Annotated in this window: 24 protein-coding genes; 13 read left to right on the forward strand and 11 right to left on the reverse strand. The window is 38.8% G+C overall.

Annotation, left to right across the window (positions count from 1 at the left end; translation table 11 throughout):
- Positions 1–84: 84 nt before the first annotated feature.
- From FTV38_RS05140 to FTV38_RS05150, 3 genes are all read right to left on the reverse strand, one after another.
- Positions 85–858, reverse strand: a complete 774-nt coding sequence (locus FTV38_RS05140) for a DUF805 domain-containing protein (RefSeq protein ID WP_180021740.1) — start codon at positions 856–858, stop codon at positions 85–87.
- Between the two features lie 139 nt (positions 859–997).
- Positions 998–1,552, reverse strand: a complete 555-nt coding sequence (locus FTV38_RS05145; protein WP_180021742.1) for a thermonuclease family protein — start codon at positions 1,550–1,552, stop codon at positions 998–1,000.
- 217 nt (positions 1,553–1,769) lie between these two features.
- Complete coding sequence (locus FTV38_RS05150; RefSeq protein ID WP_180021744.1) at positions 1,770–2,687, reverse strand: LysR family transcriptional regulator; 918 nt, start codon at positions 2,685–2,687, stop codon at positions 1,770–1,772.
- A 93-nt stretch (positions 2,688–2,780) separates the two neighbouring features.
- Here FTV38_RS05150 and FTV38_RS05155 point away from each other — a divergent pair, with 93 nt between their 5' ends.
- From FTV38_RS05155 to FTV38_RS05175, 5 genes are all read left to right on the forward strand, one after another.
- On the forward strand, positions 2,781–4,022 hold the full coding sequence (locus FTV38_RS05155; protein WP_180021746.1) for an acyl-CoA dehydrogenase family protein: 1,242 nt from the start codon (positions 2,781–2,783) through the stop codon (positions 4,020–4,022).
- Positions 4,023–4,132: 110 nt separating this feature from the next.
- Positions 4,133–5,254: a phosphotransferase family protein gene (locus tag FTV38_RS05160; RefSeq protein ID WP_078193821.1), complete on the forward strand. Its 1,122-nt coding sequence runs from the start codon at positions 4,133–4,135 to the stop codon at positions 5,252–5,254.
- Positions 5,251–5,949, forward strand: coding sequence for a histidine phosphatase family protein (locus tag FTV38_RS05165; protein WP_111884351.1), 699 nt, complete (start codon positions 5,251–5,253; stop codon positions 5,947–5,949). The genes FTV38_RS05160 and FTV38_RS05165 overlap by 4 nt, the downstream gene beginning before the upstream one ends.
- A gap of 19 nt (positions 5,950–5,968) precedes the next feature.
- A complete protein-coding gene (locus FTV38_RS05170) occupies positions 5,969–6,712 on the forward strand; it encodes an SDR family oxidoreductase (protein WP_078193819.1) in 744 nt (247 codons plus the stop codon).
- Between the two features lie 294 nt (positions 6,713–7,006).
- Positions 7,007–8,053 carry a fatty acid desaturase gene (locus FTV38_RS05175; protein ID WP_180021748.1) on the forward strand — a complete coding sequence of 349 codons (1,047 nt, stop codon included), beginning with the start codon at positions 7,007–7,009 and terminating at the stop codon, positions 8,051–8,053.
- A gap of 64 nt (positions 8,054–8,117) precedes the next feature.
- Here FTV38_RS05175 and FTV38_RS05180 read toward each other — a convergent pair whose 3' ends face one another.
- Positions 8,118–9,482, reverse strand: coding sequence for an alpha/beta fold hydrolase (locus tag FTV38_RS05180; protein WP_180021750.1), 1,365 nt, complete (start codon positions 9,480–9,482; stop codon positions 8,118–8,120).
- Positions 9,483–9,709: 227 nt separating this feature from the next.
- Here FTV38_RS05180 and FTV38_RS05185 point away from each other — a divergent pair, with 227 nt between their 5' ends.
- A complete protein-coding gene (locus FTV38_RS05185) occupies positions 9,710–10,426 on the forward strand; it encodes an SGNH/GDSL hydrolase family protein (RefSeq protein WP_180021752.1) in 717 nt (238 codons plus the stop codon).
- Between the two features lie 39 nt (positions 10,427–10,465).
- Positions 10,466–11,074 carry a uracil-DNA glycosylase family protein gene (locus FTV38_RS05190; protein ID WP_180021754.1) on the forward strand — a complete coding sequence of 203 codons (609 nt, stop codon included), beginning with the start codon at positions 10,466–10,468 and terminating at the stop codon, positions 11,072–11,074.
- A 103-nt stretch (positions 11,075–11,177) separates the two neighbouring features.
- On the opposite strand, the gene FTV38_RS05195 is transcribed toward FTV38_RS05190, so the two are convergent.
- Positions 11,178–11,615, reverse strand: coding sequence for a hypothetical protein (locus FTV38_RS05195; RefSeq protein WP_180021756.1), 438 nt, complete (start codon positions 11,613–11,615; stop codon positions 11,178–11,180).
- Between the two features lie 161 nt (positions 11,616–11,776).
- Between FTV38_RS05195 and FTV38_RS05200 the strand changes: the two genes are divergently transcribed.
- Positions 11,777–12,412 carry a class I SAM-dependent methyltransferase gene (locus FTV38_RS05200; RefSeq protein ID WP_180021897.1) on the forward strand — a complete coding sequence of 212 codons (636 nt, stop codon included), beginning with the start codon at positions 11,777–11,779 and terminating at the stop codon, positions 12,410–12,412.
- Positions 12,413–12,513: 101 nt separating this feature from the next.
- Here FTV38_RS05200 and FTV38_RS05205 read toward each other — a convergent pair whose 3' ends face one another.
- Positions 12,514–14,070 (reverse strand): phospholipase D family protein, encoded by a 1,557-nt coding sequence (locus FTV38_RS05205; protein ID WP_180021758.1) that lies wholly within the window; start codon positions 14,068–14,070, stop codon positions 12,514–12,516.
- A 125-nt stretch (positions 14,071–14,195) separates the two neighbouring features.
- On the opposite strand from FTV38_RS05205, the gene FTV38_RS05210 reads away from it, so the two are divergent.
- The 3 genes from FTV38_RS05210 to FTV38_RS05220 all read left to right on the forward strand — a co-directional run bounded on the left by FTV38_RS05210 (position 14,196) and on the right by FTV38_RS05220 (position 17,828).
- Positions 14,196–15,311 (forward strand): S-(hydroxymethyl)glutathione dehydrogenase/class III alcohol dehydrogenase, encoded by a 1,116-nt coding sequence (locus tag FTV38_RS05210; protein ID WP_168377538.1) that lies wholly within the window; start codon positions 14,196–14,198, stop codon positions 15,309–15,311.
- Between the two features lie 292 nt (positions 15,312–15,603).
- A complete protein-coding gene (locus FTV38_RS05215; RefSeq protein ID WP_180021760.1) occupies positions 15,604–16,623 on the forward strand; it encodes a flavin reductase family protein in 1,020 nt (339 codons plus the stop codon).
- 35 nt (positions 16,624–16,658) lie between these two features.
- Positions 16,659–17,828 carry an acyl-CoA desaturase gene (locus tag FTV38_RS05220; protein ID WP_180021762.1) on the forward strand — a complete coding sequence of 390 codons (1,170 nt, stop codon included), beginning with the start codon at positions 16,659–16,661 and terminating at the stop codon, positions 17,826–17,828.
- Between the two features lie 123 nt (positions 17,829–17,951).
- On the opposite strand, the gene FTV38_RS05225 is transcribed toward FTV38_RS05220, so the two are convergent.
- Positions 17,952–19,535, reverse strand: a complete 1,584-nt coding sequence (locus tag FTV38_RS05225) for an ATP-binding cassette domain-containing protein (protein WP_180021764.1) — start codon at positions 19,533–19,535, stop codon at positions 17,952–17,954.
- A gap of 700 nt (positions 19,536–20,235) precedes the next feature.
- On the opposite strand from FTV38_RS05225, the gene FTV38_RS05230 reads away from it, so the two are divergent.
- Together FTV38_RS05230 and FTV38_RS05235 are read left to right on the forward strand one after the other, a co-directional pair.
- Entirely contained in the window at positions 20,236–21,318 is a 1,083-nt protein-coding gene (locus tag FTV38_RS05230; RefSeq protein WP_180021766.1) for a 3-deoxy-7-phosphoheptulonate synthase, read from the forward strand.
- Positions 21,319–21,588: 270 nt separating this feature from the next.
- Positions 21,589–22,779 (forward strand): PilT/PilU family type 4a pilus ATPase, encoded by a 1,191-nt coding sequence (locus tag FTV38_RS05235; RefSeq protein WP_180021768.1) that lies wholly within the window; start codon positions 21,589–21,591, stop codon positions 22,777–22,779.
- Between the two features lie 97 nt (positions 22,780–22,876).
- Here FTV38_RS05235 and gcvH read toward each other — a convergent pair whose 3' ends face one another.
- The 4 genes from gcvH to FTV38_RS05255 all read right to left on the reverse strand — a co-directional run bounded on the left by gcvH (position 22,877) and on the right by FTV38_RS05255 (position 26,803).
- Positions 22,877–23,251 (reverse strand): glycine cleavage system protein GcvH, encoded by a 375-nt coding sequence (gene gcvH, locus FTV38_RS05240; RefSeq protein WP_180008881.1) that lies wholly within the window; start codon positions 23,249–23,251, stop codon positions 22,877–22,879.
- A 72-nt stretch (positions 23,252–23,323) separates the two neighbouring features.
- Complete coding sequence (locus FTV38_RS05245; RefSeq protein WP_078190954.1) at positions 23,324–24,352, reverse strand: AraC family transcriptional regulator; 1,029 nt, start codon at positions 24,350–24,352, stop codon at positions 23,324–23,326.
- Positions 24,353–24,501: 149 nt separating this feature from the next.
- Positions 24,502–24,951 carry a MaoC family dehydratase gene (locus tag FTV38_RS05250; protein WP_180008877.1) on the reverse strand — a complete coding sequence of 150 codons (450 nt, stop codon included), beginning with the start codon at positions 24,949–24,951 and terminating at the stop codon, positions 24,502–24,504.
- Complete coding sequence (locus tag FTV38_RS05255) at positions 24,929–26,803, reverse strand: ABC transporter ATP-binding protein (RefSeq protein ID WP_180021770.1); 1,875 nt, start codon at positions 26,801–26,803, stop codon at positions 24,929–24,931. The genes FTV38_RS05250 and FTV38_RS05255 overlap by 23 nt, the downstream gene beginning before the upstream one ends.
- Positions 26,804–26,820: the final 17 nt, after the last annotated feature.

Genomic DNA, 26,820 nt, shown 5'->3' on the forward strand with positions numbered 1-26,820 from the left:
GCGCACAGGTTTTTTTCTTAACATTTCATTTAAAGCTTATCGTTCAATGCATATCGTTGAATTGATACCTTAAACAATACGTGTTTATTCTACAGAAGCTTCTGCAGCTGCAATTGCTGCATCTTCCGCTGAGCTGTCTGCATTTTCTGAAATTTCTACACTTTCACCATCTGCATAAGCAAGTTCTTCACCTTCTGATTCAGCTTGCTCTAAATAAGCCGCAAGTTGTTCATCCGTTAATTCAGGTTCACCTTCAGACATCATTGCTTGTTCTTGTAATTGCGCTTGTTCTAAATTGCTCATCATACTTTGCATATTGAACATCAATGGAATCATAACCAATAAATAAACAATCATCAGGATCAGATACAGTGACCCAATGACTTTCTCTGTTTGTTCAGTTGGACGTTTAATACCATATTTATTTTCACCTTCAGTGCCTTTTGCAGCCATCACATAAATGCTAAAGATGGTACCGACCAGTGGGATGAGAAAAATTAAACAGAGCCAACCGCTTTTATTTAGATCATGTAAACGACGAATCGTAATGCAGATCATTGCGACAAACATTGCAACGATAGAAACGACAATCAGTGCGATCGCACTGAGTCCTAAAAACGAATTAAAAAGTGCTTCAATACTACGTTCTGCTGAATTGAAAAATGCAAAAAGTCCCAGTGCGACGCTGATGCCTAATAGGCAGGTATAAATCATACTAATGATAAATAACCACGCTAAATAGGACAGGCGGCCAAAACGTCCTTCAGGAGACAGTGGATGATCGGCTTTTTGAATTTGAGGCTGAATATTTTGATCTTGTTGAAACGGATTCAATTCGCTTGAAGTAAGTTCAGTCATTATTATTCCAATTTTAATTATCTAATTTATTTTCTATGCCCAAAAGGGCAGCAATATTGTATAGCGAAGTAAAAAAAGGTCAAATATTAGACATGGCTAAGTCATTAAATATTCCTTAGCCATGCTGTAATGTGGTCTGTTATTTATGTAATTTACGATACTCTTTAGGGCGCATTGGACGACTGGCTTTCCACAAACCTTTCTTTTGTTTACGTGCTTTACTTTGTAAATTCATCATATAGTGCAAATGCTTTTGGTCACGGATGTATTCTTCGTACACCCACGCAGCACCACGTTTTACCATTTCTTCATTCATGCATTTACGATAGCGATAAATAACCCCAACGCAGCGGCCATAACGGTCTACATCAGTGATTTTTACACGGACAAATTTCTTATAAACCATGGATTTGATCAGGCGGGCTGACTCTTTACCGTAGGCTTGTGTCGATTCTGGCGCATCCACATAAGCAAAGCGAAGTTTGGTTTTAGAACGTCTCAGATTCATCCGATAGCAGGTGAGGGTATCGCCATCACTAATATCGGATACACGGCAGAGGTAAGATTTTCCTTTCTTAAAGGGTTGAAAAAAATCCTTTAAGAAAATGGTGACTTTATAGAAAACATAGACTGTGATCAGGCACAATACTGCACCTAAAGCCATGAGCCAATTTGTGGAGAGATTTGAAAGCATACATAATGATATGAACGAAGTCATATCGCATAAAAACAGGAGTTTAGATTTTATAAGAACTCATGATTTATGGCTGTCGAATAAACCGGCGGTCAGTTAAAAATACATTAAATAATCAGCATTTGATCTATAAATATACAGCAAGTTTCATCACGCAGAATTAAATCTAAATCCATGTGAATAGCCTAAGCAAGCTGATATATCATCATAAAATAGCCTAAGCAAAAATTTTAGAAATTTGGCTTCGCAAAAAAACATGCCGCGAATTTAATTCCAAATCATTATGCCAATACATCCCTAGTTTAATTTTCGGCAAGTCTACAGGTACATCAAAAATATTCAGTTCGGGAGCAACCTGTAAATGCGTCAAAATATTTTGCGGAATCGTTAATATTGCCTTGGGTTGCTGTGCCAAAATTTGTAGCGCAGTAGAGTAATGCTGACAGCGTAAAAAAATCTCTCTAGAGTGTTTTTTACGATTTAAATAAATATCTTCAACTAATACACCTGCACGTCGGGAAGAAACCCCAATGTGAGGAGCAGAAAGATAAATAGATTCATCCATCTTGGAATGTTGACTACAAACCACGAATTGGTCTTCAACTAAAGTTTGAAAATTTATTTTTTCACCAAAGTTTTGCTCAAGATCAATCGCAAAATCGATTTGCTGTGCAGCAAGGTCAGCCACAATGGTTTTGCGGTCTAATTTAATACTGGAAAATTGGATCTGAAACTGTTGCTGTTGAAAGTGTTCAACTAACTTAGGAAAAATAATCGGTTCAATTTCATCATGTACGGCAATTTTTAAGCTCTGTACCATTGAAGGAGTAAATTGTTGTTTTTGGATAGAAATACTTTGAATCGCAATAAGCGCATTTTTAATTACGGGATAAATCTGTTCAGCAAATGGAGTCGGGAGCATTTTTGCCCCAGCACGTACAAATAAGTCATCTTGTAAATGTTGTCTTAAACGTTGAAGTGCATGACTCGCTGCAGACTGAGTAATACACAAAATTTGTGCTGCTTTTGAAATGCTTTTTTGTTCATAAACTGCGATATACAGTGGATATAAATTGATATCCATACGGTGGAAAACACCCATATCAATGACGGTGTTTTTATGAATACTATTCATGTTCATCTATTGAATTAAATCATTTTGTTCATATTAGATTTCAGGTTATGGTGTTGTAAAGCGTAAAGAACATAATATTTAAAGGATATTGTCATGTTTGAACTTTCAGCACGTGCACAAGATTATATTGAAAGAACAAAAAAATTTATTAAAGATGAAATTGAGCCTGTAGAAACTGAGTTTTGGGCAGAAGTTCATGAGTTGAACCAAGGTGGTGATTGGACCAAATGGCAATGGCCGGCACAGTTAGAGGTTTTAAAGGATAAAGCCAAAGCTGCAGGCTTATGGAATATGTTCTTACCTTGTCCTGAACTTGGGCAAGGCTTATCTGTACAAGAATATGCACACATCGCAGAACTTTCAGGCCGTAGCTTACTTGCACCCACGGTATTCAATTGTAATGCACCAGACAGCGGCAATATGGAAGTGATTTGGCGCTATGGTACGGAACAACAAAAGCAGCAGTGGTTAACACCATTACTAGACGGCAAAATCCGTTCGGTGTTTTGCATGACAGAACCTGCTGTTGCTTCAAGTGATGCCACCAATATGGAAGCAACAGCTGTCGTTGAAGGCGACGAAATTGTGTTGAATGGCCGTAAATGGTGGTCTTCAGGTTTAGGTGATCCAAATGCCAAAATCATTATTTTTATGGCACATACACCAGATGAAAGCAAAGACCGTCACCATCAGCATTCTATGGTTTTAGTTCCAGTAGATACGGATGGAGTCAAAATCGAACGTATGCTTCCGGTCTTTGGCGACTATGATGCGCCACATGGACATGGTGAAATTAGCTTCACAAATGTTCGTGTTCCTGTTGCAAATTTCATTGGCGGCGCAGGCCAAGGTTTTGAAATTGCACAAGGTCGTTTAGGCCCAGGCCGTATTCATCATTGTATGCGTTGTATTGGTGCTGCTGAAAAATCGCTAGAACTGATGATTGACCGCGGTATGAGCCGTACAGCTTTTGGTAAAGAAATTTTAAAACTCGGTGGCAATTTAGAACGCGTAGCAGAAGCACGTGTTGCGATTGATCAGGCACGTTTACTGACCCTTTATGCAGCATATAAAATGGATACTCAAGGGAATATGGCTGCATTAACCGAGATTTCTGCCATTAAAGTGGTCGCGCCGAGTGTCTTAGAAAAAGTCGTTGATATGGCGATTCAAATCCACGGTGGTGCTGGGGTTTCTCGAGATACACCGCTTACGGGTTTCTTTGCCCAAGCACGTTCACTACGTCTAGCTGATGGCCCTGATGAAGTACATAAAGGCATGATTGCCAAATTAGAGTTGGCTAAGCGCGGTTACAGCAGTCGCCGTAAAAAATAAACAAGTTGTAGTCACATATTTGGCATGGCAACCCCGAATTGTCCATGCTATAAAACTATAGAAAATTATATTTTTATCATCATGATAGATTCAAGTTTAGGAAGAAAAGCATGTCAGTGATAGATGTAGGCGGTTCAGTTCGTGAGGGTGAAGAACTGGATGTCCGTGCTGTAGGAAATTGGTTGATTGAACATGGCGTTGAAATAGAAGGGCCTGTAGAAGTCACTCAATATTCAGGTGGTGCATCAAATTGGACTTATCGCTTAAAATACGACAATGCTGATTTAATCTTACGTCGTCCACCAAAAGGCACCAAAGCCAAGTCTGCACATGATATGGCACGTGAGTATAACGTACAGAAAGCATTATCAGAATTTTATCCAGTACTCCCTGAAATGGTGGCGCTATGTCAGGACGAATCAGTGATTGGCTGTGATTTCTACGTAATGAAGCGCGTAGAAGGCATCATTCCACGTGCAAACTTACCCAAAGAAATTAATTTTGATGAAACTCAAGTTCGAGCGTTGTGTACCAACGTCATCGATAAGTTAATTGAACTGCATCAAGTGCCTTATGAAGGCACCGCTTTAGAAAAAATAGGCAAGGGCGACGGATACTGTCGTCGTCAGGTGGAAGGTTGGGACGCACGCTATGAAAAAGCCAAAACCTTAAATGTTCCTTCTTTTAAATATGTCCGTAATTGGCTCAAAGACAATATTCCTGCTGACTCTAAAACCTGTGTAATTCATAACGATTGGCGTTTTGATAACGTGATATTAGATCCAAATGATCCTACCCAAGTGATTGGCGTATTGGATTGGGAAATGGCAACGCTTGGTGATCCATTGATGGACTTAGGCTCAGCTTTGGCGTATTGGGTTGAAAGTGGCGATAACGCAATTTTTAAAGCCACACGCCGTCAGCCGACCAACTTGAAAGGCATGTTTAGCCGTAAAGAAGTCGTTGAATATTACTTAGAAAAAACTGGTCTTCAAACGGACAATTGGACCTTTTATGAAGTGTTCGGTATTTTCCGTTTAGCGGTAATTGCACAGCAAATTTATTATCGCTTTTACCACAAACAAACCAATAATCCTGCATTCAAAGATTTTTGGATTGTGATCCATGCTTTACATATTCGTGCATTAAAACTTATTGGTTTGCAAAAACTTGAAGCCAATGACGTGGCACAAAAATATATTGAAAAAATGAAGGATATTTTAGGGAAATGACCACGATATATTTAATTCGGCACGGTCAGGCTTCTTTTGGTGCGGAAAGCTATGACAAGCTTTCTCCCAACGGTGAGCTACAGGCTAAGGTGCTGGGACAGTATTTCGACCGTATTTTAAAAGAAAGTCCTTATGTGGTTGCGGGCTCCATGCAACGTCATCAACAAACAGCCAATCTTGCATTGGCTGAATGCTTTCCAGAAGCACAAGTTGATACAGATAACGCATGGAATGAATTTAATCATCAGCAAGTTTTTGCTCAGTATGAACCTCGATTTAACCAGCCGCATTTATTAAAAGAAGATGTATCTAAGCATGAAAACCCGCGTGCTTATTTATCTAAAATTTTTGAAGGTGCCATTGAACGTTGGACAGGCGGAGAATTTCATCATGAATACGATGAATCTTGGCCACATTTTAAAAATCGAGTCGAAACAGCGCTAGAAAAGTTATGCACTCAACTGGCTGAAACCAAACCGCGTTATGCCGTTGTGTTTAGTTCAGGTGGAGTGATCTCCGTTGCAGTCGGTAAAATTTTAGGGCTGAGTCCTGAAAAAACATTTGCACTTAATTGGGCCATTGCCAATACCAGTATGACAACACTGCGTTTGGTTGGAAATGAACCGCAATTACTCAGTTTAAATGAACATCATTTTATAAAAGCAGTTGATCCAAATTTATTGACTTGGATCTAAGATAAACAAAGGAATTATCATGGCTAAAACAATTTTAATTACAGGTGCAAGCTCAGGGATTGGTGCAGGAATGGCACGCGAGTTTGCACAAAAAGGCTACAACTTAGCCATTTGTGCACGTCGTTTAGAGCGTCTAGAAACGCTAAAAAATGAACTGGAAAGCCAATATGGCATCAAAGTGATTGCGAAAACCCTCGATGTCACAAATTACGATCAAGTGTTTGAAGTGTTCCGTGCCTTTAAAGCAGATTTTGGCAGTATTGACCGTGTTATTGTCAACGCAGGTGTCGGTGAAGGTCGTCGTATTGGTAAAGGCAATTTTGAAATTAACCGTGCCACAGTTGAAACCAACTTTATCTCTGCTTTGGCGCAATGCGAAGCTGCGGTTGAAATTTTCCGTAGCCAAAATGCAGGGCATTTGGTGGTGATTTCTTCGATGAGTGCTATGCGTGGTATGCCTAAACATTTAACGGCTTATGGTGCAAGTAAAGCAGGTGTTGCTGCTCTAGCTGAAGGTATTCGTGCAGAGCTGATTGATACCCCAATTAAAGTGACGACTATTTTCCCTGGTTATATTCGTACAGAGATCAATGAAGGTGCGAAAAAACTGCCATTTGAAGTCGATGAAAAAACTGGTTCACATCTTTTAGCAAAAGCTATTGAGAAAGCACCGGTTAAAGCTTATGTACCACAATGGCCGTGGTTGCCTTTAGGTCTTGCGATGAAAGTATTGCCATTGAAGATCGTGAATAAATTGGGTTAAACCTTTATTCAATAATAAAGCTCCAATTTTGGGGCTTTTTTATTCTCAAGTGATATTCGTCATCCTCTGTAGGTTAAAAAGGAATACATAAAACCTGTGATGAAAAGACATAAAAAGCAACCGATTTTGCAAAGAAAAAATGGAGTAAATACTCAGATTATTTATAAGTAAGATATTGAAAATAAATAAAATGTTGAATATTTGAACAGACGATGATTTGTTCTCAAAATAGCGATTTCCTTTTTTTTAATTTGCTTTAATGTACAACTGTTCATTAATTTTTAGGTTTGTACTATGTCTATGTCTTCCGATATGACAGATCAACAGCGAATTAACAAAGTCAGAACTGTCGTAACGAAAGCTGGTGAAGACTTACGTCAACAGTATCCCATTTTAAAACATCAAAACTTTATAGGCGCAACCATCCTTATTTTTGCACTACTGGGAATGTTGGGTTCAGCTTGGGCGTTTGCCGTTGGCATTTTACCGGCATGGGCTTGTGTGATTTTGGTGGCGATGTTTGCTTCACTGACACATGAATTAGAACATGACCTGATTCATTATATGTATTTTAAAAAGACGCCATGGGCTCACCATCTCATGTTAGCCTTGGTTTGGTTAGCACGTCCGAATACTATTAGTCCTTGGGCACGTCGTCGTTTGCACCTCAATCATCATAAATATTCAGGTTCAGAATACGATTTGGAAGAACGGGGCATTAGTAATGGCATGCCGTGGGGTTTACGTCGTATATTGGTCATTAGCGATCAATTGATGACGGTTTATTTGCGCCCATTTCAAATGTTTAAGATGATTAGGACATTCATTGAAAAACAACCTGAAAAAGAACGTAAAACGGCATTGTTCTCTCAATTGACTGGATTTTTCCCTTTAAGTTTTGTTTATTACGGCATTTGGTATGTATTTGTCATTTATCATGTGGTGAATGGTATTGCTCCAATGTTAGGACAAAGTATTAGTTGGTCAGTCAATTTAGTGAAATTAATTCCAACGATTAATTTTCTAGCCGTCGTTTGGATTATTCCGAACTTTATACGCTCTTTCTGCTTACAATTTATCAGCTCAAATATGCATTATTATGGTGATATTGACCCACGTGATGTCATTAAACAAACTCAAGTGTTAAATCCTTGGTGGTTGTTCCCAATGCAATTGTTTTGCTTTAACTTCGGTTCTACCCATGCCATTCACCATTTTGTGGTCAAAGAGCCGTTTTATATTCGTCACCTAACTGCAAAAACGGCACACCAAGTCATGCGTGAAGTTGGTGTACGTTTCAATGATTTTGGAACCTTTAAACGCATAAACCGCTGGAATTAAATTAATACCAACTTCAAAAAAATCCCTCAATTGAGGGATTTTTTATGATCTAAACGTTTATAAACTACTTTTGCGCAAAAAAATGTTTGAGCGCATCTTGTAAGGCAACTTGCCATACCGCGTAGGAATGTCCGCCGATATATGATTGGTAATGCACATCATGACCTTTATTTTTTAAGTCGGCTGCAACAATAGGCGAAGTCTCTAAAATATTCAGTTCATTATTATTGCGTGAGCTTTCATAAATATTGGCAGTAATAAACCAATGCTGTTTAGGTTGTGAGGTTTTATCACGAATGATTTTACTCATGCCATTGGGGAGGTCTGTCGCCGCATTTTGCCACCAAAATGATCCAGATAACGGTACGACATGACTAATTTGATTTGGATTTTTTAAGGCTAAATAAGCTGAACTTAAACCACCAAGGCTTGACCCAAGTAGTACCGTTTTCTTCGAATCGACTTTTGCAGGTGCATTTTTTTGAATCCAAGGCATCAGTTCATCACTAAAAAATGCTGAAAATTTAGTATTTGGTGTTAATTCTTTCGGTCGTTCCTGATCGTTCGGTGGAGAAACAAAAATGGCTTGAATTGCCGGTAACTGACCTTGCTCAACTAATATATCTAATGCCTTTGGAACATTCAGCAACTCGTTATATTGCTGACCATCAAAAAATATAGCGGTGATATAGCTTTGATTTTTCTTAGCTTTAGATTGGTAAATTTGGATTTTACGTGAGTTATTCAAAATTTTGCTGTCTAGAACAAACTCTTGTAATTGGGGCTGGTGCACATTTGGATATTGTTTTGGATCAATAAAAGGCGGGGCATCTTTAAGCGCCACTAAATTTTCATTACGCAAGCCTGATGTGTCATCACTTGCGAGATAAGTGTTTTTGTTGAAAGGATCAATCCGTTGTACTTGTATCACAGCACGACGCTGCGTTCTTGATTCTTTAAGTTTAGGATTCAGATGCGGACAATAATTTGACAGATAACCTTCTAAGTTCGGTAAGTCGACAGCAAAGCTATAACTGCCAATATAACGATGATCAATAATCGATTCTTTAAACCAAATATCGGTATTTGGTAGGCGTGTTAACCATTCATGGTCATTACTCGGCCCACCAATAAGGCGTACATTGTGCTGCGCACCTTTCCATAAAAAAATTATACGGTCATGTTTTTCATCATAGTTTTCAATGATTGGTGTACCTATAAGCTCTACACGCTTCCAAAAATCTTCAAGAATTTGAGCATGTTGTTTTGGATTTTGATTTAACTGATGTTGTAGGTTTAATAATATTTGGCTTTGCGCTTTGACATCTTCACATGCAGCAGCATAAGGGAAATGTTTTTTTTCTGTTGTATCGGTTAAAGCGGGTAAGTTTTGAGTTTGGGCAAAAGCAGAAGAAACAGCAAAGCTCATAGAACAAGCCAAAAAAAGTAGGGAAAGTTTTTTCATTGAAATAATAAAAGAGGTAGAATGAAATCAGATAAATGATAATCATTATTAATATAAAAAACTAGCAATATGCCGCAGAATGGTGCTTTTAAAAAAAGAAAATGTAGAAAAATAACATAGAGTCAATGCTTTGTTTTTTAAAATAATTAAAATAATGCAGTCGACAAGCTTTAATTCATTACCCAAATATTATGCTACTCAAAGTATCAACACTGCTGCTGTTACCTGCATTACTGATCCAAGGTTACCGTGTGAAAAAAAATACCCCACGTTTAGCAGAACCGGTGGGAGAGCGCTGTGGAATGATTGGTCAGGGTAATCGGCCATTATCGCTATTAATACTAGGTGATTCAGCAGCAGCAGGTGTCGGCGTCGAGCATCAGTCGGATGCGTTATTGGGACAATTACTTAAAATTTTATCGCCTGATTATCAAGTTCACTATTGCCTTGAAGCCACAACGGGACATAACAGCCAGCAAATCATCAATGCTTTGGACAATGTCACTACGCAGAACTTTAATGTCGTGATCAGCTCTGTTGGTGTCAATGATGTCACAGCTTTAAAACAGCCAGACCAATGGTTGAAGCTCCAGCAGCGTTTATATCAAGCTGTCGAGGAAAAGTTTCATCCACAGCTATTGATCATTTCAGGTGTGCCACCAATGGATGCGTTTCCAGCTTTACCGTTTCCATTGTCATGGTTGTTTGGACAATATTCACAAAAGATGAATGCGCTGTTAAAAAATTATGTTAACACTCAAGCGAATATGCGGTTAATTGAATACGATTTACAAGAATGTCGTGAGAAAAACTTACAAATGGCCAAAGATGGCTTTCACCCGAGTAAAGAAATTTATCAGTTATGGGCTGAAAAAATAGCTAAACAAATCACTGAACAATTTTCATAGACATTTTATGATTCAACCACTGGGCGAAGTTAAATTTATATGAGCAAAGACATTTCCGACGCGAATCCGCAAATCGAAACGCATCCTTTAGCACCATTTTTGCCATCAAATGGGAAACTATTGATGCTAGGGAGTTTTCCGCCACCTAAAACACGCTGGAAGATGGATTTTTATTATCCAAATTTCCAAAATGACATGTGGAAAATCTTTGGCCTATGTTTTTTTCAGGATAAAAATCATTTTCTCAATCTAGATAGCAAGACTTTTAAAGAACAGCGCATTCGAGATTTTTTAAATCAAAAAGGCATAGGCATTTTTGATACGGCCTATCAAGTGATTCGTTTGAAAGGCAATGCATCAGACAAGTTTTTACAGCTCCATCAGCCAACCGATATTGCGAAGCTGCTTCAAAAAATGCCGAATTGCCACAGTATTATGACGACGGGAGACAAGGCGACTGATACTTTGATGCTCTCGATGCCAGAAAATACTGAAAAACCACACATTGGGCATGCTGTTCGTACCGAATTTGCAGGCAGAGATTTGACTTTATACCGCATGCCATCATCATCTAGGGCTTATCCACTGGCACTGGAAAAAAAAGCCGAAGCCTACCAAAGCTTATTTAAAGATATAGGCTTCCTTTAAGTAAGTTTTCGGATTTATGAAATGCCTTGAATAAAATTTCTTATTTAAACAGGCAAACATTCAATGATTAAAAGGTGGCATCTTATGGATAAACATCAACTCCTTAGCCATCATATTCAACATAATCCCAAAGGTTCAAACGCGCTTTAATTTCTTTGCGAATATGAGGCAGCATAGGTAGTAAAGTGCCATCGATCCATAAACTCAGTGTCTGAGATGAAACTTTTTTGTTTGCATCATCTACAATTTGCGCACCTCTCACGATCACCAAAGTTTCTTCGCTAGCTGCAGTTTCAATGCCTTTAAATAAAAGCTGTAATTCATGACCTGTATCTTGAATTAACCATTCCAACTCAATTTGGATATTGTGATTAGATTTAAGCACAGCTTGGCCTTCAATCATGTCATTGTCAGATAAGCAGTCATGCTCAACCCGAACTTTCGACAAAAACCATTCTTGATGTCCAAGTTCAGGAAGTGTCGTAAAAGGCGTTAAAATATCACTTAAATTAAATTGGCGGCTTAAATCAAAAAATTGCATTAGAAAACTTTAGGAGGAGATAAAACAAAATAAGAGGTGGATGTTAAAGCATCATCAAGTGTGAGTAAAACCTTTGCTTTTATTGAGATATTTTATGTATAAATAGCATTCAGTCTATCTAAATTAAGTCTAAGAAAATGAATTGCGAAAATAATATTCACATAAATGATGTGCACAGCCCCATAGACTTAAAAGATCCAATCGAAGCTAAACAATGGGCTGCTGAAGTCAATCTTAAACGTCCATGGCGTTATGACATCTTTCAAATGTATGTTGACTCTATTTTGGCTTTCAACCCGAATGCGCACGTGCTTGAACTCGGTTCAGGCCCAGGCTATTTGGCTGAGTTTTTAATCAATCATTGTCCAAATATTCACTACACTGCATTTGATTTTTCCGAAGCTATGCATGACTTGGCAAAAGAAAAACTAAGTGCAGCGCAACGCTTAAAATGTAATTTTATAACAGGGGATTTCAAACAATCTAATTGGGAAGAGTCACTTCAGTTTAATCAAAACAGCACCTTTGATGTGATTATTATTCATCAGGCCTTACATGAATTGAGACATAAGGCGTATGCAGCAGAGTTTCATAGGACTGTAAAAACGTTGTTAAATACACAAGGCGTGTATTTTGTATGTGATCATTTATATGCACCACATGCACAGCAAAATCATGAGTTGTATATGTCAGTTGAGGAACATTTAGCCGCGCTGAAAGCAGCCAAATATGGGCAAGTGGAATTTCTTGGCGAAATCAATGGCTTGGTTGTTTTCAAAAGCCAGCACTCATATTAACGAGACTGACTAAGACCGTTTTTGACTTGATCGAACTTATCAGATTATTTCAATAAATAGCCTCGACGAGGGCAATTCAATCATTTATCAGTACGTTGTCATTACATCATCCATTCAATAGGGAGATATGACACTGCTTTTATGCTAAATCTTTGGAATCGTGTTGTTTCAGGTTCATGAGTATAGGTTTTGATTTTTCCATTTTTTTGATGCTCTAACCAAATGATTTCGCCTTTTTCATCCAGTTTTAATTCATATGCAATTTGCGGTAAATACTGGTTTAATGCCGCCGAAATATCGTTTTGTAATCGATCAGATTTAACGACTAGACCAACTTCCGAATTTAAATTTGCGGAACGTGGATCAAAGTTAAACGATCCAATAAACACCATTCCGTCGATATCGAAAAATTTTGCATGCAAACTAGAGGCATTTTTGCCTTTCGCAGGGATGATATTTCCAGTCATGACTTCATACCATGTGCGTTTAGAGCGTTCTATATAGGGTTTAAATTCATATAATTTCACGCCATTTTCGAGTAAGTCTTTGCGATATTTTTGATAAAACGCATGAACGACAGCGACGTCATTGGCTAAAAATGAGTTGGTTAAGACGCGGACTTCTACATTTTTACCTGCAAGGCCTGTCAGAAAGTCAGTCCCTTGTTGCGTGGGAACAAAATAAGCTGAAACCAATTCCATGCGTTCCTTGGGCTGTCCCATTAAGGTCGAAAATTGGTTATAAATTAATTCTTGCTCTTTAGCCTCACCACGAATTTTATTCGGACTATCCGCAATGAAATGTGCTTCGGCCCAGTTCACCGGTCTAAGTTTAAGCTGAGCCGCCAGTTGTTGCTGTGCATAGTTAATGCGCTGTTGATCTTTAGTCAACGTTGTAGAGTTTTCTTGGTACGTTTGTCTTAATTGATTTAAGTCTTCTTTTGTACCTGCACTAATCCATTGCTGAACAGAATAACTTAAATCATCATTCCAAAAGTTCAAAAACACTTGATTGGCTTGTTGAATGGCTTCCCCATAGAAAAGGATATCCAAATCTGTAAATTGAAAACTTTCACTGGCATCAAAATATTCATTACTGATGTTACGACCACCAGTTACGCCTATAAAACCATCGGCAACAATTAATTTATTATGCATACGATGGTTAATATGCTTTAAGCGAAATGCATAATCAATGACACGTAATTTTCTGAATTTATAGGGATTAAACAGTTTGATTGAAATGTTGGGATGAGCTGAAAGGGATTGTAAGGTCGGATCGAGTTTCGTCCCGTTTTGATCATCAATTAGTAGCCTTACTTTTACCCCACGGTCAGCGGCATGCAGTAATTCTTGAAACATCAGATGCCCAATAGCATCATTTTCCCAAATATAATATTGCAAATCGATGGTGTATTTTGCGTTTCGAATCAAATGCAGGCGAGATGCAATACTTAAGAAGGCATCATCTAAGGCTAAATAAGCCGTTTGTTTTTGTTGTAATTTTTCTAAATCCGTAGCAGACGTAATCCATTTTTCTGCATGTGATTGTATAGGGACATCTTTTTTTGACTGATTGCTAGGTAAGCTGCATCCAGTTAATAGGTTGATCGAAACAGTTAAACCGACAGTACAACTTATTTCACGTAATTGTATCATTCGAATAGCATTAATCATTCCTTGAAAAATTCATCATAACATCATGTTTTAAGGTTGTATCTAGGCTTAAAAAGAGGTTACTGTAACTCATCTGTTAATATAAGCCATACAGGATGTTTTTAGACATGAAATCACGTGCAGCCGTTGCTTTTGGACCGGGTCAGCCTTTAGAAATTGTTGAAATTGATGTGGCACCACCTAAAGCAGGTGAGGTTTTAGTCAAAATTAGCCATACAGGTGTGTGTCATACAGATGCATTTACATTGTCAGGTGATGATCCTGAAGGCGTATTTCCAGCAATTTTAGGGCATGAAGGTGCAGGTGTTGTGGTTGAAGTCGGTGAAGGTGTGACTTCAGTGCAACCAGGGGATCATGTTATACCGCTTTATACCGCAGAATGTGGTGAATGTTTATTCTGTAAATCGGGTAAAACGAATCTTTGTGTATCTGTACGAGCAACACAAGGGAAAGGTTTAATGCCGGATGGCACAACACGTTTTTCGTATAATGGTCAGCCGATTTATCACTATATGGGCTGTTCAACATTCTCTGAATATACTGTGGTTGCAGAAGTGTCTTTGGCAAAAATTAACCCTGAAGCGAACCATGAACATGTATGTTTGTTGGGTTGCGGCGTAACTACTGGTTTAGGTGCAGTTAAAAACACCGCTAAAGTTCAGGAAGGTGACTCAGTTGCAGTCTTTGGTTTAGGTGGTATTGGTTTGGCTGTGGTACAAGGTGCTAAAAAAGCCAAAGCAGGTCGTATCATTGCCGTAGATACCAATCCTGACAAATTCAAACTGGCTGAAGAATTTGGCGCTACAGATTTTGTTAATCCAAAAGATTATGAACGTCCTGTACAGGAAGTGATTGTAGAAATGACGGGCTGGGGCGTCGACCATTCATTTGAATGTATTGGCAATACCAATGTGATGCGCTCTGCTTTGGAATGTGCTCACCGTGGTTGGGGTCAATCTGTGATTATTGGTGTGGCAGGTGCAGGTCAAGAAATTTCAACCCGTCCATTCCAATTGGTTACTGGTCGTACTTGGAAAGGCACTGCATTCGGTGGTGTTAAAGGTCGTTCACAATTACCGGGTATGGTAGAAGAAGCCATGTCAGGTGAGATCAAACTTGAACCATTCGTGACCCATACCATGGGGTTGGATAAAATCAATGAAGCGTTTGATTTAATGCATGAAGGTAAATCAATTCGCTCTGTTGTGCATTTTGAAGACTAAACATTGATTTAAATATTATTGATTTATCTACTAATCATTAAATATTAATGCGTTAATTTTCACTGTTTTAAAAACTAGGCTTTGGCCTAGTTTTTTTTATTTGTGTTGTTACGACAAATCAGAACTTCAAATTTGGATTTGCAAAAAGTGACAGATTGTTAGACATAAAATGATAAAAAATGCCAAATGATAGATTTTGTCCCGAATTCACATGGTGGGGAATTAGCACTAAACTTAATGTAAGCATAATTTAAAAAACAAATGTATATTAATGCATTATCCGAGGCAAAAAATGACAACTACAAGTTACAAGCCTGAGTGGATTCGGGAAGATTTTATTGATTTTATTGCAGAAAAATTTGATGTAATTTGGGCCTACAAACGTGTAAAAGCACAATTAGTCAAATCACGTTGTGTGGGGATCGGGTTTTATGAACTGAGTTTTTTAGCGAATCACAACTTTAAAGCAGCAAACTATCGACCAGGCCAATGTATTCTAGTGACAGTGGTCAAAGATGGTGTACGTCATCAACGTAGCTATAGCATCGTCGAAATCAATACATCAGGTCATGTGGTCATCGCAGTCAAACAACAAGGCAAAGTGTCCAACTACCTGACGCAATTAAAAACAGGTGATGTTGTTGAATTATCGCAACCGCAAGGTGAGTTTGGCCTAAAGCTAAATTCGGATCGACCAATTTTACTGCTTGCTTCAGGTAGTGGTATTACCTCAATCATGGCTTTGTTTAAACAAGCGATTCAGCTTGGGCGTACGGTTGACCTGATTTACTTCAATCGAGATGATGCGTATTTGGATGAATTGATTCAACTAGCGAAGCAATCAAACCATGCACACTTACATGCGATTAATACGCTGAAAACCAAATTGCATATCACACCAGAGGTGCTAAATCACATGGTCCCTGATTTTAAGCAGCGATATTGCTATGCCTGTGGTGCAGCGCCAATGATGCAAAGCATTGAGCAACTGTATCGTGAGTTCAAGCTTTCAGAGTATTTAAATACTGAATATTTTCAAATGATTGCTGATGATTCAGTACCTGCTCAACCTGTCACTTTTAGTTTAGCCCAGCAAGATTTTTTGGCAGAGGGTAATTTACTAGAAAGTGCTGAAAAAGCTGGTTTAAAACCTGCGCATGGCTGTCGGATGGGTATTTGTAATACCTGTTCGTGTACCAAATTACAGGGTTCAGTGAAAAACTTACTCACTGGCGAAATTGATCATGCGAATAACACACAAATCAAATTATGTGTCTCTCAGGCAATTTCACCTGTACGCATTCAACTCTAACCCAAGCCGCATAAAAACAAATCAGGGGTATCATCATGAATCAATCGATATATATTAGTTCGAATAGTAAGTCACGTTATTTATCACCCGAACAAACTGCTGAATTTGGCGAAAAAGTTGAGCAAATACGACGTGAAATCATGCAGAGTGTAGGTGAAAAAGATGCAGCGTATATTTATAAAATTCGCAATTTTGTCCGTTATAGCGAGATCGCATCTCGTGGCATGTTGATGTTTGCAGGTTGGATTCCACCAGTGTGGTTACTGGGTACGGGTTTATTGGGTATTTCTAAAATCGTAGAGAACATGGAACTCGGACACAATGTGATGCATGGTCAGTTTGATTGGTTAAATGACCCAAGCTTAAATGGTGCTAATTATGATTGGGATACCATCGCCACGGGCCAAGACTGGAAATATACCCATAACTATGTGCATCACACCTATACCAATATTGTGGGGATGGACCATGATGTCGGTTATGGCTTAATCCGTGTGAGTGAATCGCAAAAGTGGGAGCCACGTTTCCTTTTTAATATTCCACTGGCTGCCCAACTCATGGTTTTCTTTGAGTGGTATGTCGGTATCCAACGTTTACATTTAGAAGATGTTATTGCGTATAAAACCAAAACTTGGAAAGATGTATGGCATGAAGCAGCCGATGTGCGTCAGAAAATTAAGCGCCAAGTGATTAAAGATTATGTATTTTTCCCGCTTATTGCAGGTCCCAATGCGATTCCTGTATTTGCAGGAAATGCTGTAGCCAACGTGATTCGTAGCTTATGGGCTTCCGCTGTCATCTTTAATGGCCATTTTACTGAAGATGCGGAAAACTTTGAGATGGACAATACCGAAAATGAAACTCGAGCAGAGTGGTATCTCCGTCAAATTCGTGGCTCCAGTAATTTTAGTGGAACACAATGGTTGCATATACTCAGTGGTAATTTGAGTCACCAAATTGAACACCATTTATTCCCTGATATGCCTGCAAACCGCTATGCAGAAGCCGCACCTAAAATTAAAGCACTTTGTGAGGAATATGGTATTCACTACAATGAAGCCAGTTTTATCAAACAGTTTGCCAGCGTTTGGGTTCGCCTCGCGAAATGCTCAGTGCCGAATGACTGGAGAGCCGAGCTCAAGGAACGCTCAGCATCACTTCAGCAGCATGTTAAACAAAAAATCATGAAGAAAATCGGGCGTTAAAATACAGTATTGTTTAGCAATATTGCCCTTAATGCTTCCAATGGATGATTTCTAAAGCATTAAATTCGCCAAAGTAGCGTTCATCTACTTTGGCTTTTTTTAGATATATCTAGCGAGCGAGAGTTATTCAACTAATTGCACGCTATTCTGAATGCCACAAGATTCTACAAAATATGCATCATGTGAAACGAGGATCACCGCACCTGTATAATGCTGAATGGCTTGAGCCAATAACATTCTAGACTCTATATCTAAGTGATTTTCAGGTTCATCTAACAATAAAAGCTCAATATTCGGTGTTAAATAATTTAAGCCTAACAAGGTCACTTTTAAACGCTCACCACCACTTAAACAGTGAAATGGCAGTTCCGCTTTTTGACCACGGATTCTAAGTTGACCGAGTTGATTACGCCATTCCGTTGACGAAACCTCAGGATTAAACTTTGCCAAATTGTCCAAAACACTCAGTTCAGGTGATAAATTACTCAAGTTTTGATCTAAATACAGGGTATGCACAGACAAAAACGTTTCATGGCTAGACTGTGATGTGGTCTGACTCAGATACTTTAGAAATGTAGATTTACCAATACCATTTTTTCCTTTTAAATGAATTTTTTCACCTGCCTGTAAGGCCAAGTCAAAAGGCTGGTGCTGAGATATTTTGCTATGAAAATGTTTAACTCTTAAGATTTCTCCAGTTTTTTCAGCGCGATGTTGAAAAACAAATTGCTGCTCTTTGACATGCTCAAGTTGTTGCTGTGATTGAAGCAGTTGGGTTCTCTTTTCTTCCAATTGCTTCTGCTGTTGTGTTTGAACTGTTGCGAGGTTTTGACCGGCTTGTTCCTTTTTGAAATCAAGTAACACTTTGGCTTGGGTGCTTGACTTGCGTAGGACACGCCCTTGTTGTTCTCGTTTTTGCGCTTTCATCTGTGTTTCGTGTTGTTGTAATTTGAGTTGTTTTAACTCACGCTGCTGCTGTAAAGCATTACGCTGTAAGGCTTTATTTTGCAGATCATTTTGTTGAACATAGTCTTCATAGTTGCCAGTAACATGTGTGAGTCCAAACTCATTTAAAGCATAGATATGCTTTACATGTTGCAGCAATTCTCGATCATGACTGACAACAAATGCACCGGCAGGATGGTTTTTTAAACGATCGATGAGCCAGAAACGTGAAGATGCATCTAAATGGTTACTTGGTTCATCCAAAAGTAAATAATGGTCAGTTTTTAAAAATAATGCACACAAAGCCAATTTGGTTTTTTGACCTTCACTCAGCTGAGCGACTGGGAAATTTAAATCTGTTGGAAGTGAAGCCTGCTTAAGTTGTTGCTGCCATAGTGCAGGACGGTGCCATTGGTTTTCAGTCAGCTCAAAGTCTTCAAAACTGGCATTGCCTATTTCGATACGTTGAAATGCGCTATATAAATCTTCCACACCGAGTGCAGAAGCAATCGTGTCAGCTTCTAGTCGAGAAAATTGTGATAAATAGGCATGTGGTACATTCCATGAAATTTCACCTTCATAGGGGAGATCTTTCAGATTTTGCTCATATAAGATTTTAAGGATGCAAGATTTTCCTAAACCATTGCGACCAACACATGCCGAAAGTTGTTGTTGATTGAGGTTAAATTTCAGGTTTTTAAAAAGTGTTTTGGATGGAAATTCCAAGCTTAATTTGGAAATTGTACAAGCCGTTTGAGTCATAGATGCACCTTGCGATAGCAAAGATGCGCAATACAAATAACTAATTTTACTTTATAAAAAAGACAATATTTGAGAAAATGCAGTCGAAGTCATTAGCCATGTGTTTGCACATCAAAAAAATGGATTTGATGATGAAAAAAACAGGGCTTACTTCATTGGCAAATACTCGAATTAAAAATAAATGGAAAAAATCTTAAGACAGCCTAATGTTGTGCAGTCTAATAAATGTTTATTTATTAATCAATACATCAAATTTTAAAAATAGGTCGCAGTAATTGACAGTAGAGTTATTTAATACAACAAAATAGCAAAAAACTATTGTCAAACCGATGAATACAGCGTATTTTAATTTTCAGACAGATACTTTTTGATGAAATCAAGATGTTAAAGCAACCTTTAATCTTAAACGCATATTATTACTTTTGGCAGTTTAGATAATTGCCTGAACGCGTTCGGGCATGAAAAAGGTTGCCCACCAAGTTTATACCTGATCGGCAACCCTGATCAGGTTTTTTTATGTCTTGATTTTTATAATATTTTTGGAGAAATCTCATGTTTACAGTAAATAATTCATATTTTAGCAACGGTTATTGGTTTTACTTTAGTCAGTCTATGTCTAAAGCCCTGAAGTCCCAAAGTCCCATAACGCTCAGATAAAAGATCGGACTGTTTATACGTACAGTCCAAAGGAATAGAACCAATGAATGCGCTAAATACAGCTTTACAACAAACTCAAAATTCAGAAATTCAGAAATCTACACAGTCAAAAGAAACGCTTTTGAGCTTGCCACATCAACTGAAACAACAATTACCTTTATCAGTTCATGCTGCAGAACAAATTGCTGCACATCGTGCAACGATTCAAAATATTTTGACGGGTCAAGACCCGCGTCTAATGATTATTACAGGTCCATGTTCAATCCATGATCCGATTGCTGCTTTGGAATATGCTGAAAAATTAAAACAATTACAGGCACAGGTTTCAGATCAAATTTTTCTTGTGATGCGCGCATATATTGAGAAACCACGTACTACAGTGGGCTGGAAAGGCTATATGTATGACCCAAGTTTAGATGGATCATCTAATATGCAGTTGGGCTTAGAAAAATCACGTGAGCTGTACTTACAAATTATTGAAATGGGTTTGCCGATCGCCTCTGAAATTTTAAGCCCAATGGCGACGGGTTATTTTGATGACCTTTTGGCTTGGGGTGCAATCGGTGCGCGTACCAGCGAATCACAAATTCATCGTGAAATCTCGAGTCATATGCCATACAGTATTGGTTTCAAAAACGGAACAGATGGCTCAATCCAAATTGCTCTAGATGCCATTCAATCTGCGTCCCATCCACACCAGTTCTTAGGTATGAGTCAAGCCGGCTTACCGTGTATTTTAGAATCTGTTGGCAACCCACAAGCACATTTGATTTTACGTGGCTCCAATACAGGTCCAAATTATAGTTTGGCTGAAATAGACAAAATTCGTAGTAAAGTAAAAGGCGATTTACCGGCTTTAGTGATCGATTGTAGTCATGGCAATAGCCATAAAGACCCAATGAAGCAACCTGAAGTATTACGCACAATTGTAGCAGAGCGTGAGCATACTCAAGTGCGTGGCGTGATGTTGGAAAGTCATTTGGTGGATGGTAATCAAAAAATTAGTTGTGACATGACTTATGGTCAATCTGTAACAGATGGATGCTTAGGTTGGGACAAAACCATTGATTTGATTCAACAGGTTGCGAATGAACTTCGTGCATCACAAATCAAACGTAGTGCTTAACAATCAAAAGCATACTCACTCTGAATTGATGTAGCCCAAAGCCTTAGAATATTGATTGTTCTAAGGCTTTTATTTTGAAAAATCCTTTGTTGTTTACTGTGATATAAAAATTGAAAAATGGCATATTTACTAAAATATATACTGATAATTCAGTATTTTATGTTTGAGTGAGTCACACTTTTTATGCACAATAATGTCTAAGCCCAATACAGCGCCAGAAATAATGACAATCTGTGCTTGGGTGTTTGAAATTTTATATTGGGGAAGTTGATGTACACTGCTGAATTGTTGGAAGAAGCACGCCGTTTTATGTTCCACATGTTAACAAAAGTGGTTGAATATGGTGGTTCTGATTTATTTATTACGGCAGATTTTCCACCAAGTATTAAACATCAAGGTATGATGAAACCCTTTGGGCAGCAAGCGCTTGATGCTGAGAAAACAAAGCTTTTCGCCTATAGTTTGATGAATGAGAAGCAGCGCAAAGAATTTGAGAAAGAATTAGAATGTAACTTTGCGATTAGTGTGCCAAACGTTTCGCGTTTTCGTGTCAATGTATTTCAGCAACAGTTACATGTAGGTATGGTCATTCGTACCATTACCGCAGAAATTCCAAATTTTGAAAAACTTAAATTACCGGCTTCGCTTAAGCACGTGATTATGGAAAAACGTGGTTTGGTTTTAGTGGTTGGTGGTACAGGTTCGGGGAAATCAACCTCTTTAGCGGCGCTGATTGATTATCGAAATGAAAATAGTGCAGGCCATATCATCACTGTTGAAGACCCAGTGGAATATGTGCATAAACATAAAAAATCTATGATTACGCATCGTGAAGTTGGTGTAGATAGTCATTCGTGGCATAACGCTTTGAAAAATACACTACGACAAGCGCCAGATGTGATTTTAATCGGTGAAATTCGTGACACCGAGACTATGGAACATGCGATTGCCTTTGCTGAAACAGGGCATTTATGTTTAGGTACGCTACATTCAAATAATGCCAATCAAACCCTAGATCGAATCATTAACTTCTTCCCAGAAGAGCGAAGAAATCAATTGCTTATGGATTTATCGAGCAATATGAAAGCGATTGTTTCGCAGCGTTTAATCCGGACTGAAGATGGTAAAGGACGCCGTGCAGCCGTTGAAATCATGTTAAACACGCCGCTTATTTCAGATTTGATTTTGAAAGGTGAGTTTCATGAATTAAAAGCGATCATGGCAAAATCTCGTGAACTTGGGATGCAAACTTTCGACCAAGCTTTATTTGATTTATATAATGACGGCGCAATTTCTTATGAAGAGGCCTTAAGAAATGCTGATTCAACCAATGAACTACGTTTGCAAATTAAACTAAAAAGTTCACGTGCAAATGGTACTTCAGCGGCTGCGCAATCGTTTAGTATGGTTGAAGAAAAGAAAGAAGAACCTGAAAGCACCGAAGCTTCGGAAGAAATATAAGCTGCATATTCATGCAAATGGTATATAAGCCAATTTAGCTATCAAATTGAAATAAAAAAATCAGCCTGAGGGCTGATTTTTTAGATATTAGAAATATTTACAGACCAGCTTCGTATTGTTCGCTGGTCAATAAAGCATCTACATCAGCCATATTGTCTGGTTTAATTTTATAAATCCAACCTTTGCTATAAGGTGCATCGTTTACAAAATCAGGATCATCTTCAAGGTCTGGATTGACTTCAACAACCACACCAGAAATCGGTGCATGAATATCAGAAGCGGTTTTTACCGACTCGACCACACCCGCTTGTTCACCAGCAGTGATATGTTGGCCCACATCTGGTGCTTCAACATAAACTAAATCACCCAATGCGTCTTGTGCATGATCAGAAATGCCTGTAACAACAAGGTCACCTTCAATTCGCACCCATTCATGTGTACTTGCGTACTTTAAATCTGAAGGATGATTCATTGATAACTCCTTAAATCCATTAAATTCATTTTTGGCATGAGTTATACATGCTTTTTAGGTAAAACAAAAGACTTATAAGTACGGATCTTTACGCCAATTGCTTGGGCTACGACCACTCCAACGCTTAAAAGCACGGCTAAAATTGGCGACATCGCTATAGCCCAATTCATCAGCAATTTGCTCTAAGGTAAAATCAGTCCGTGATAGAAGCGAAGTAGCATGACGGTAGCGAACTTCGTCAACCAATGTTGAAAATGAAGTCCCTTCGGCAGCAAGTTGGCGTTTAAGGGTTCGATCGGACATGTGTAGCCGTTCAGCAACACTTTCAATACTTAAATAGTGCTGCTCAGAGTTGGTTAAAATGTCACGAACGCGCATGGCAATACGGTGGCGTTCGCCCAAAGCAGAAAGTTCAGCTTCACATTGATTAATCGCGATTTGACTGGCAATCGGGTCTGCATGGACCAATTTATTGGTTAAATATTGCTTATCAAAACTAAGTAAGAGATGTGGCTGATCAAATCTAAATTGGTGTCGTGGATATTTGGCAATAAACCGCTCAAAACCTTCAGGTTGAGGGAAATCAAAATCAATTTCTCCCGCAGAATAATCCACACCAGTAATTGCTTTGCCCATGCTGATCATGCCAAAAATTAAGGCAATAGAAATCTCAGTACGTAAAGGCTCAATCGTAACGTCGGTTTGTAGTTGAACAGTAGCTTTGGTTCCAAAAGTTGAGAAAAAAAGCTGTAAAAAGGGCATGCGTAACTGAATAAAACGGTTTGCCAAGACTAAGGCATCAGTTATGTCCTTCGCCGTCATGATGGCATAGCCAATAAAACCATGAATTGAGATGCGCATTTGGTTGCCCAAATGAAAACCTAAAGTGGGCTCACCAGTTAATCGTAGTGCGTGCTCTACCAATTGATTGGCGATGGGTGTTGGAATACGGAAATCTGGTTCAGCCAATTGTTCGCTGTTTAATCCGAAGGGACTAAATAATGTTTCTGCAGTGTAGCCCCATCGAGAGACCACATCTAAAAGGAGCAATCCATACACTCCGGGAATACCCTGATCCTGACGGGAATTAATTGTTTTCATAGCGTTCCGTTGCAATGCGGGTTTTTCTTCTGTTCAAGGTTATATTGGCATGATTCCGTGTTGTATCCCACAAAAATTGTTGGACAAACTGACTAGGCTCAACTATTTATAGCGGCCTACCTTAGCGTTGTAAAGTAGGCCGTTAAGGATTAATTCGGTTTAAAATCTTTGGAAAAGACCACAATTTTGGTCGTAGACATATAAAGAACGTCATTGTGCTGATTGAGCGCTTGCGTAACATAGGTCACAATGCCGCGGTCTGTCTTACTTTTCGACGGAGTAATTGCAGATATTTCAACTTCTACACGAATTTTATCCCCCGGACGTGTTGGGCGCGGCCAACGCAGACTTGATTCAGAGCCAATTAAGCCATAAGCCACAAGGAAACATTCAGTCCATAAGCGCATTGTTACAGCAGCAGTATGCCAACCACTTGCCGCTAGCCCTTGAAAGATCGGGTGCTGTTGGGCTTTGACTTCATCTGTATGAAATTCCTGAGGATCAAAAGCGTTGGCAAATTGCTTGATTTCTTCAACAGTCATTTCATATTCACGACTGCTAAAGTGATCACCAACTTTAAGGTCTTCCAGATACAGCATTTTCATCTTCCTTTGATTCTACTTTATGTTGTTCTATTAAAAATCCACCGGTTTGACGCTGCCACAAGTGTGCATAAATACCATTCAAAGCGACAAGCTCTTCATGGGTGCCTTGCTCAGCAATACGTCCTTGATCCAAGACAATCAATCGATCCATTTGCGCAATTGTTGACAGTCGATGCGCAATGGCAATCACAGTTTTGCCTTGCATCAAATCATCTAAACTCGATTGAATCGCAGCTTCGACTTCTGAATCGAGCGCACTTGTGGCTTCATCTAAAATTAAAATTGGTGCGTCTTTTAAAAATACTCGAGCAATTGCAATACGTTGACGCTGACCGCCAGATAATTTAACACCACGTTCACCAACAAATGCGTCATAGCCACGTTGACCACGTAAATCGATCAATTGAGGAATGAATTCATCAGCTTTCGCTTTGCGTACTGCATCATACATTTCTTCATCAGTCGCATTCGGACGGCCATATTTAATATTTTCTTCAACCGTGCGATGCAATAACGAGGTGTCTTGGGTCACCAAAGCAATATTTTTTCTCAAGCTATCTTGAGTAATATCTTCTATATTTTGGCCATCAATCGAAATACGACCATGATTGATATCATAAAAGTGGAGTAAAAGTTGAATTAATGTCGATTTTCCGGCACCTGAACGCCCGACTATACCGATTTTTTCACCTGGTCGAATGGTTAAATTAAATTGATTGATGACCTTTTTATCATTATAAGCAAAACTGACATCTTCAAATTTAATTTCGCCTTGCTGTACTTTTAAGTCGGTTGCATCAGCTTTATCTTGAATCTGAATTGGGCGGCCCATAGTTTTCATCCCATCTTGAATGGTCCCGACATTTTCAAATAGGGCAGATGTTTGCCACATCATAAACTCGGAAATACTACTGAGTTTTAAAATCATGGCGGTCGCTGCTGCAATGACCCCAAGCTCAGCTTGACCATCCATCCAGAGCCAAACGGCTGTTCCAAGTACGCCACCATATAAAACAATGATCAGCAAATTCGTCGCGATGTTGTATTTTGCAGCAAGTCGCATTTGCTTATACACCGTCACCATAAATTCTTTCATTGAGGCTTTGGCATATTGGCTTTCACGGCCCGCATGGGCAAATAATTTCACTGTTTGAATATTGGTGTAGGCATCGGTGACACGACCAGTCATTACTGCGCGTGCATTGGCTTGTTCATTTGAAATTTTGCTTAATTTTGGGATGAAATAGCATGCAGAACCAATAAATAAAGCCAGCCAAAGTAATAATGGAACAATCAACAGTGGCGATATAGCACCCAAAATCACGGTGATCGAAATCAGGTAAATGAAGACATAGGCCAACATGTCACCAAGAATAATCCAAAACTCACGTACAGCCAGTGAAGTTTGCATGACTTTGGCAGATAAACGACCTGCAAAGTCGTTGTGGAAGAAATCTAAACTTTGTTTCAGTAATAAGTTATGAAATCTCCAACGTAGGCGCATTGGAAAGGTGCTATATAGAATCTGATGTTTAATAATGGTTTGAAGGCAAGAAAAGAAGATATTTGCCAATAAAATAAAGCTTAAAATGGTCAGATTCGTCTGGTGCTGCTGTAAAAAGGTTTCAGGTTGAGACTTACTGATCCAATTGACTAATTCGCCAATTTTGGAATAAAGCAGTGCTTCAAAACTCGCTACACCTGCTGTACAGAGTACCAATAACAATAGGTATTTTTTTACACCCGTCGCAGCTTGCCATACAAAGGGGAAAAATTTTGTCGGCAATGGTTTATTCAAGTCCTGTTCAGGATAAGCGTCAACTAAATTTTCAAACCATTTAAGCATGCAGATAACCTGAGAAT

The sequence above is a fragment of the Acinetobacter sp. YH16044 genome (assembly GCF_013417145.1).
In the GTDB taxonomy this organism is placed as follows: domain Bacteria; phylum Pseudomonadota; class Gammaproteobacteria; order Pseudomonadales; family Moraxellaceae; genus Acinetobacter; species Acinetobacter amyesii.

Bases quoted from the DNA above. Each gene is read 5' to 3' on its own strand.
- FTV38_RS05140 (WP_180021740.1), bottom strand. From the start codon at position 858: ATGACTGAACTTACTTCAAGCGAATTGAATCCGTTTCAACAAGATCAA.
- FTV38_RS05145 (WP_180021742.1), bottom strand. From the start codon at position 1,552: ATGCTTTCAAATCTCTCCACAAATTGGCTCATGGCTTTAGGTGCAGTA.
- FTV38_RS05150 (WP_180021744.1), bottom strand. From the start codon at position 2,687: ATGAATAGTATTCATAAAAACACCGTCATTGATATGGGTGTTTTCCAC.
- FTV38_RS05155 (WP_180021746.1), top strand. From the start codon at position 2,781: ATGTTTGAACTTTCAGCACGTGCACAAGATTATATTGAAAGAACAAAA.
- FTV38_RS05160 (WP_078193821.1), top strand. From the start codon at position 4,133: ATGTCAGTGATAGATGTAGGCGGTTCAGTTCGTGAGGGTGAAGAACTG.
- FTV38_RS05165 (WP_111884351.1), top strand. From the start codon at position 5,251: ATGACCACGATATATTTAATTCGGCACGGTCAGGCTTCTTTTGGTGCG.
- FTV38_RS05170 (WP_078193819.1), top strand. From the start codon at position 5,969: ATGGCTAAAACAATTTTAATTACAGGTGCAAGCTCAGGGATTGGTGCA.
- FTV38_RS05175 (WP_180021748.1), top strand. From the start codon at position 7,007: ATGTCTATGTCTTCCGATATGACAGATCAACAGCGAATTAACAAAGTC.
- FTV38_RS05180 (WP_180021750.1), bottom strand. From the start codon at position 9,482: ATGAGCTTTGCTGTTTCTTCTGCTTTTGCCCAAACTCAAAACTTACCC.
- FTV38_RS05185 (WP_180021752.1), top strand. From the start codon at position 9,710: ATGCTACTCAAAGTATCAACACTGCTGCTGTTACCTGCATTACTGATC.
- FTV38_RS05190 (WP_180021754.1), top strand. From the start codon at position 10,466: ATGAGCAAAGACATTTCCGACGCGAATCCGCAAATCGAAACGCATCCT.
- FTV38_RS05195 (WP_180021756.1), bottom strand. From the start codon at position 11,615: ATGCAATTTTTTGATTTAAGCCGCCAATTTAATTTAAGTGATATTTTA.
- FTV38_RS05205 (WP_180021758.1), bottom strand. From the start codon at position 14,070: ATGATACAATTACGTGAAATAAGTTGTACTGTCGGTTTAACTGTTTCG.
- FTV38_RS05210 (WP_168377538.1), top strand. From the start codon at position 14,196: ATGAAATCACGTGCAGCCGTTGCTTTTGGACCGGGTCAGCCTTTAGAA.
- FTV38_RS05215 (WP_180021760.1), top strand. From the start codon at position 15,604: ATGACAACTACAAGTTACAAGCCTGAGTGGATTCGGGAAGATTTTATT.
- FTV38_RS05220 (WP_180021762.1), top strand. From the start codon at position 16,659: ATGAATCAATCGATATATATTAGTTCGAATAGTAAGTCACGTTATTTA.
- FTV38_RS05225 (WP_180021764.1), bottom strand. From the start codon at position 19,535: ATGACTCAAACGGCTTGTACAATTTCCAAATTAAGCTTGGAATTTCCA.
- FTV38_RS05230 (WP_180021766.1), top strand. From the start codon at position 20,236: ATGAATGCGCTAAATACAGCTTTACAACAAACTCAAAATTCAGAAATT.
- FTV38_RS05235 (WP_180021768.1), top strand. From the start codon at position 21,589: ATGTACACTGCTGAATTGTTGGAAGAAGCACGCCGTTTTATGTTCCAC.
- gcvH (WP_180008881.1), bottom strand. From the start codon at position 23,251: ATGAATCATCCTTCAGATTTAAAGTACGCAAGTACACATGAATGGGTG.
- FTV38_RS05245 (WP_078190954.1), bottom strand. From the start codon at position 24,352: ATGAAAACAATTAATTCCCGTCAGGATCAGGGTATTCCCGGAGTGTAT.
- FTV38_RS05250 (WP_180008877.1), bottom strand. From the start codon at position 24,951: ATGCTGTATCTGGAAGACCTTAAAGTTGGTGATCACTTTAGCAGTCGT.
- FTV38_RS05255 (WP_180021770.1), bottom strand. From the start codon at position 26,803: ATGCTTAAATGGTTTGAAAATTTAGTTGACGCTTATCCTGAACAGGAC.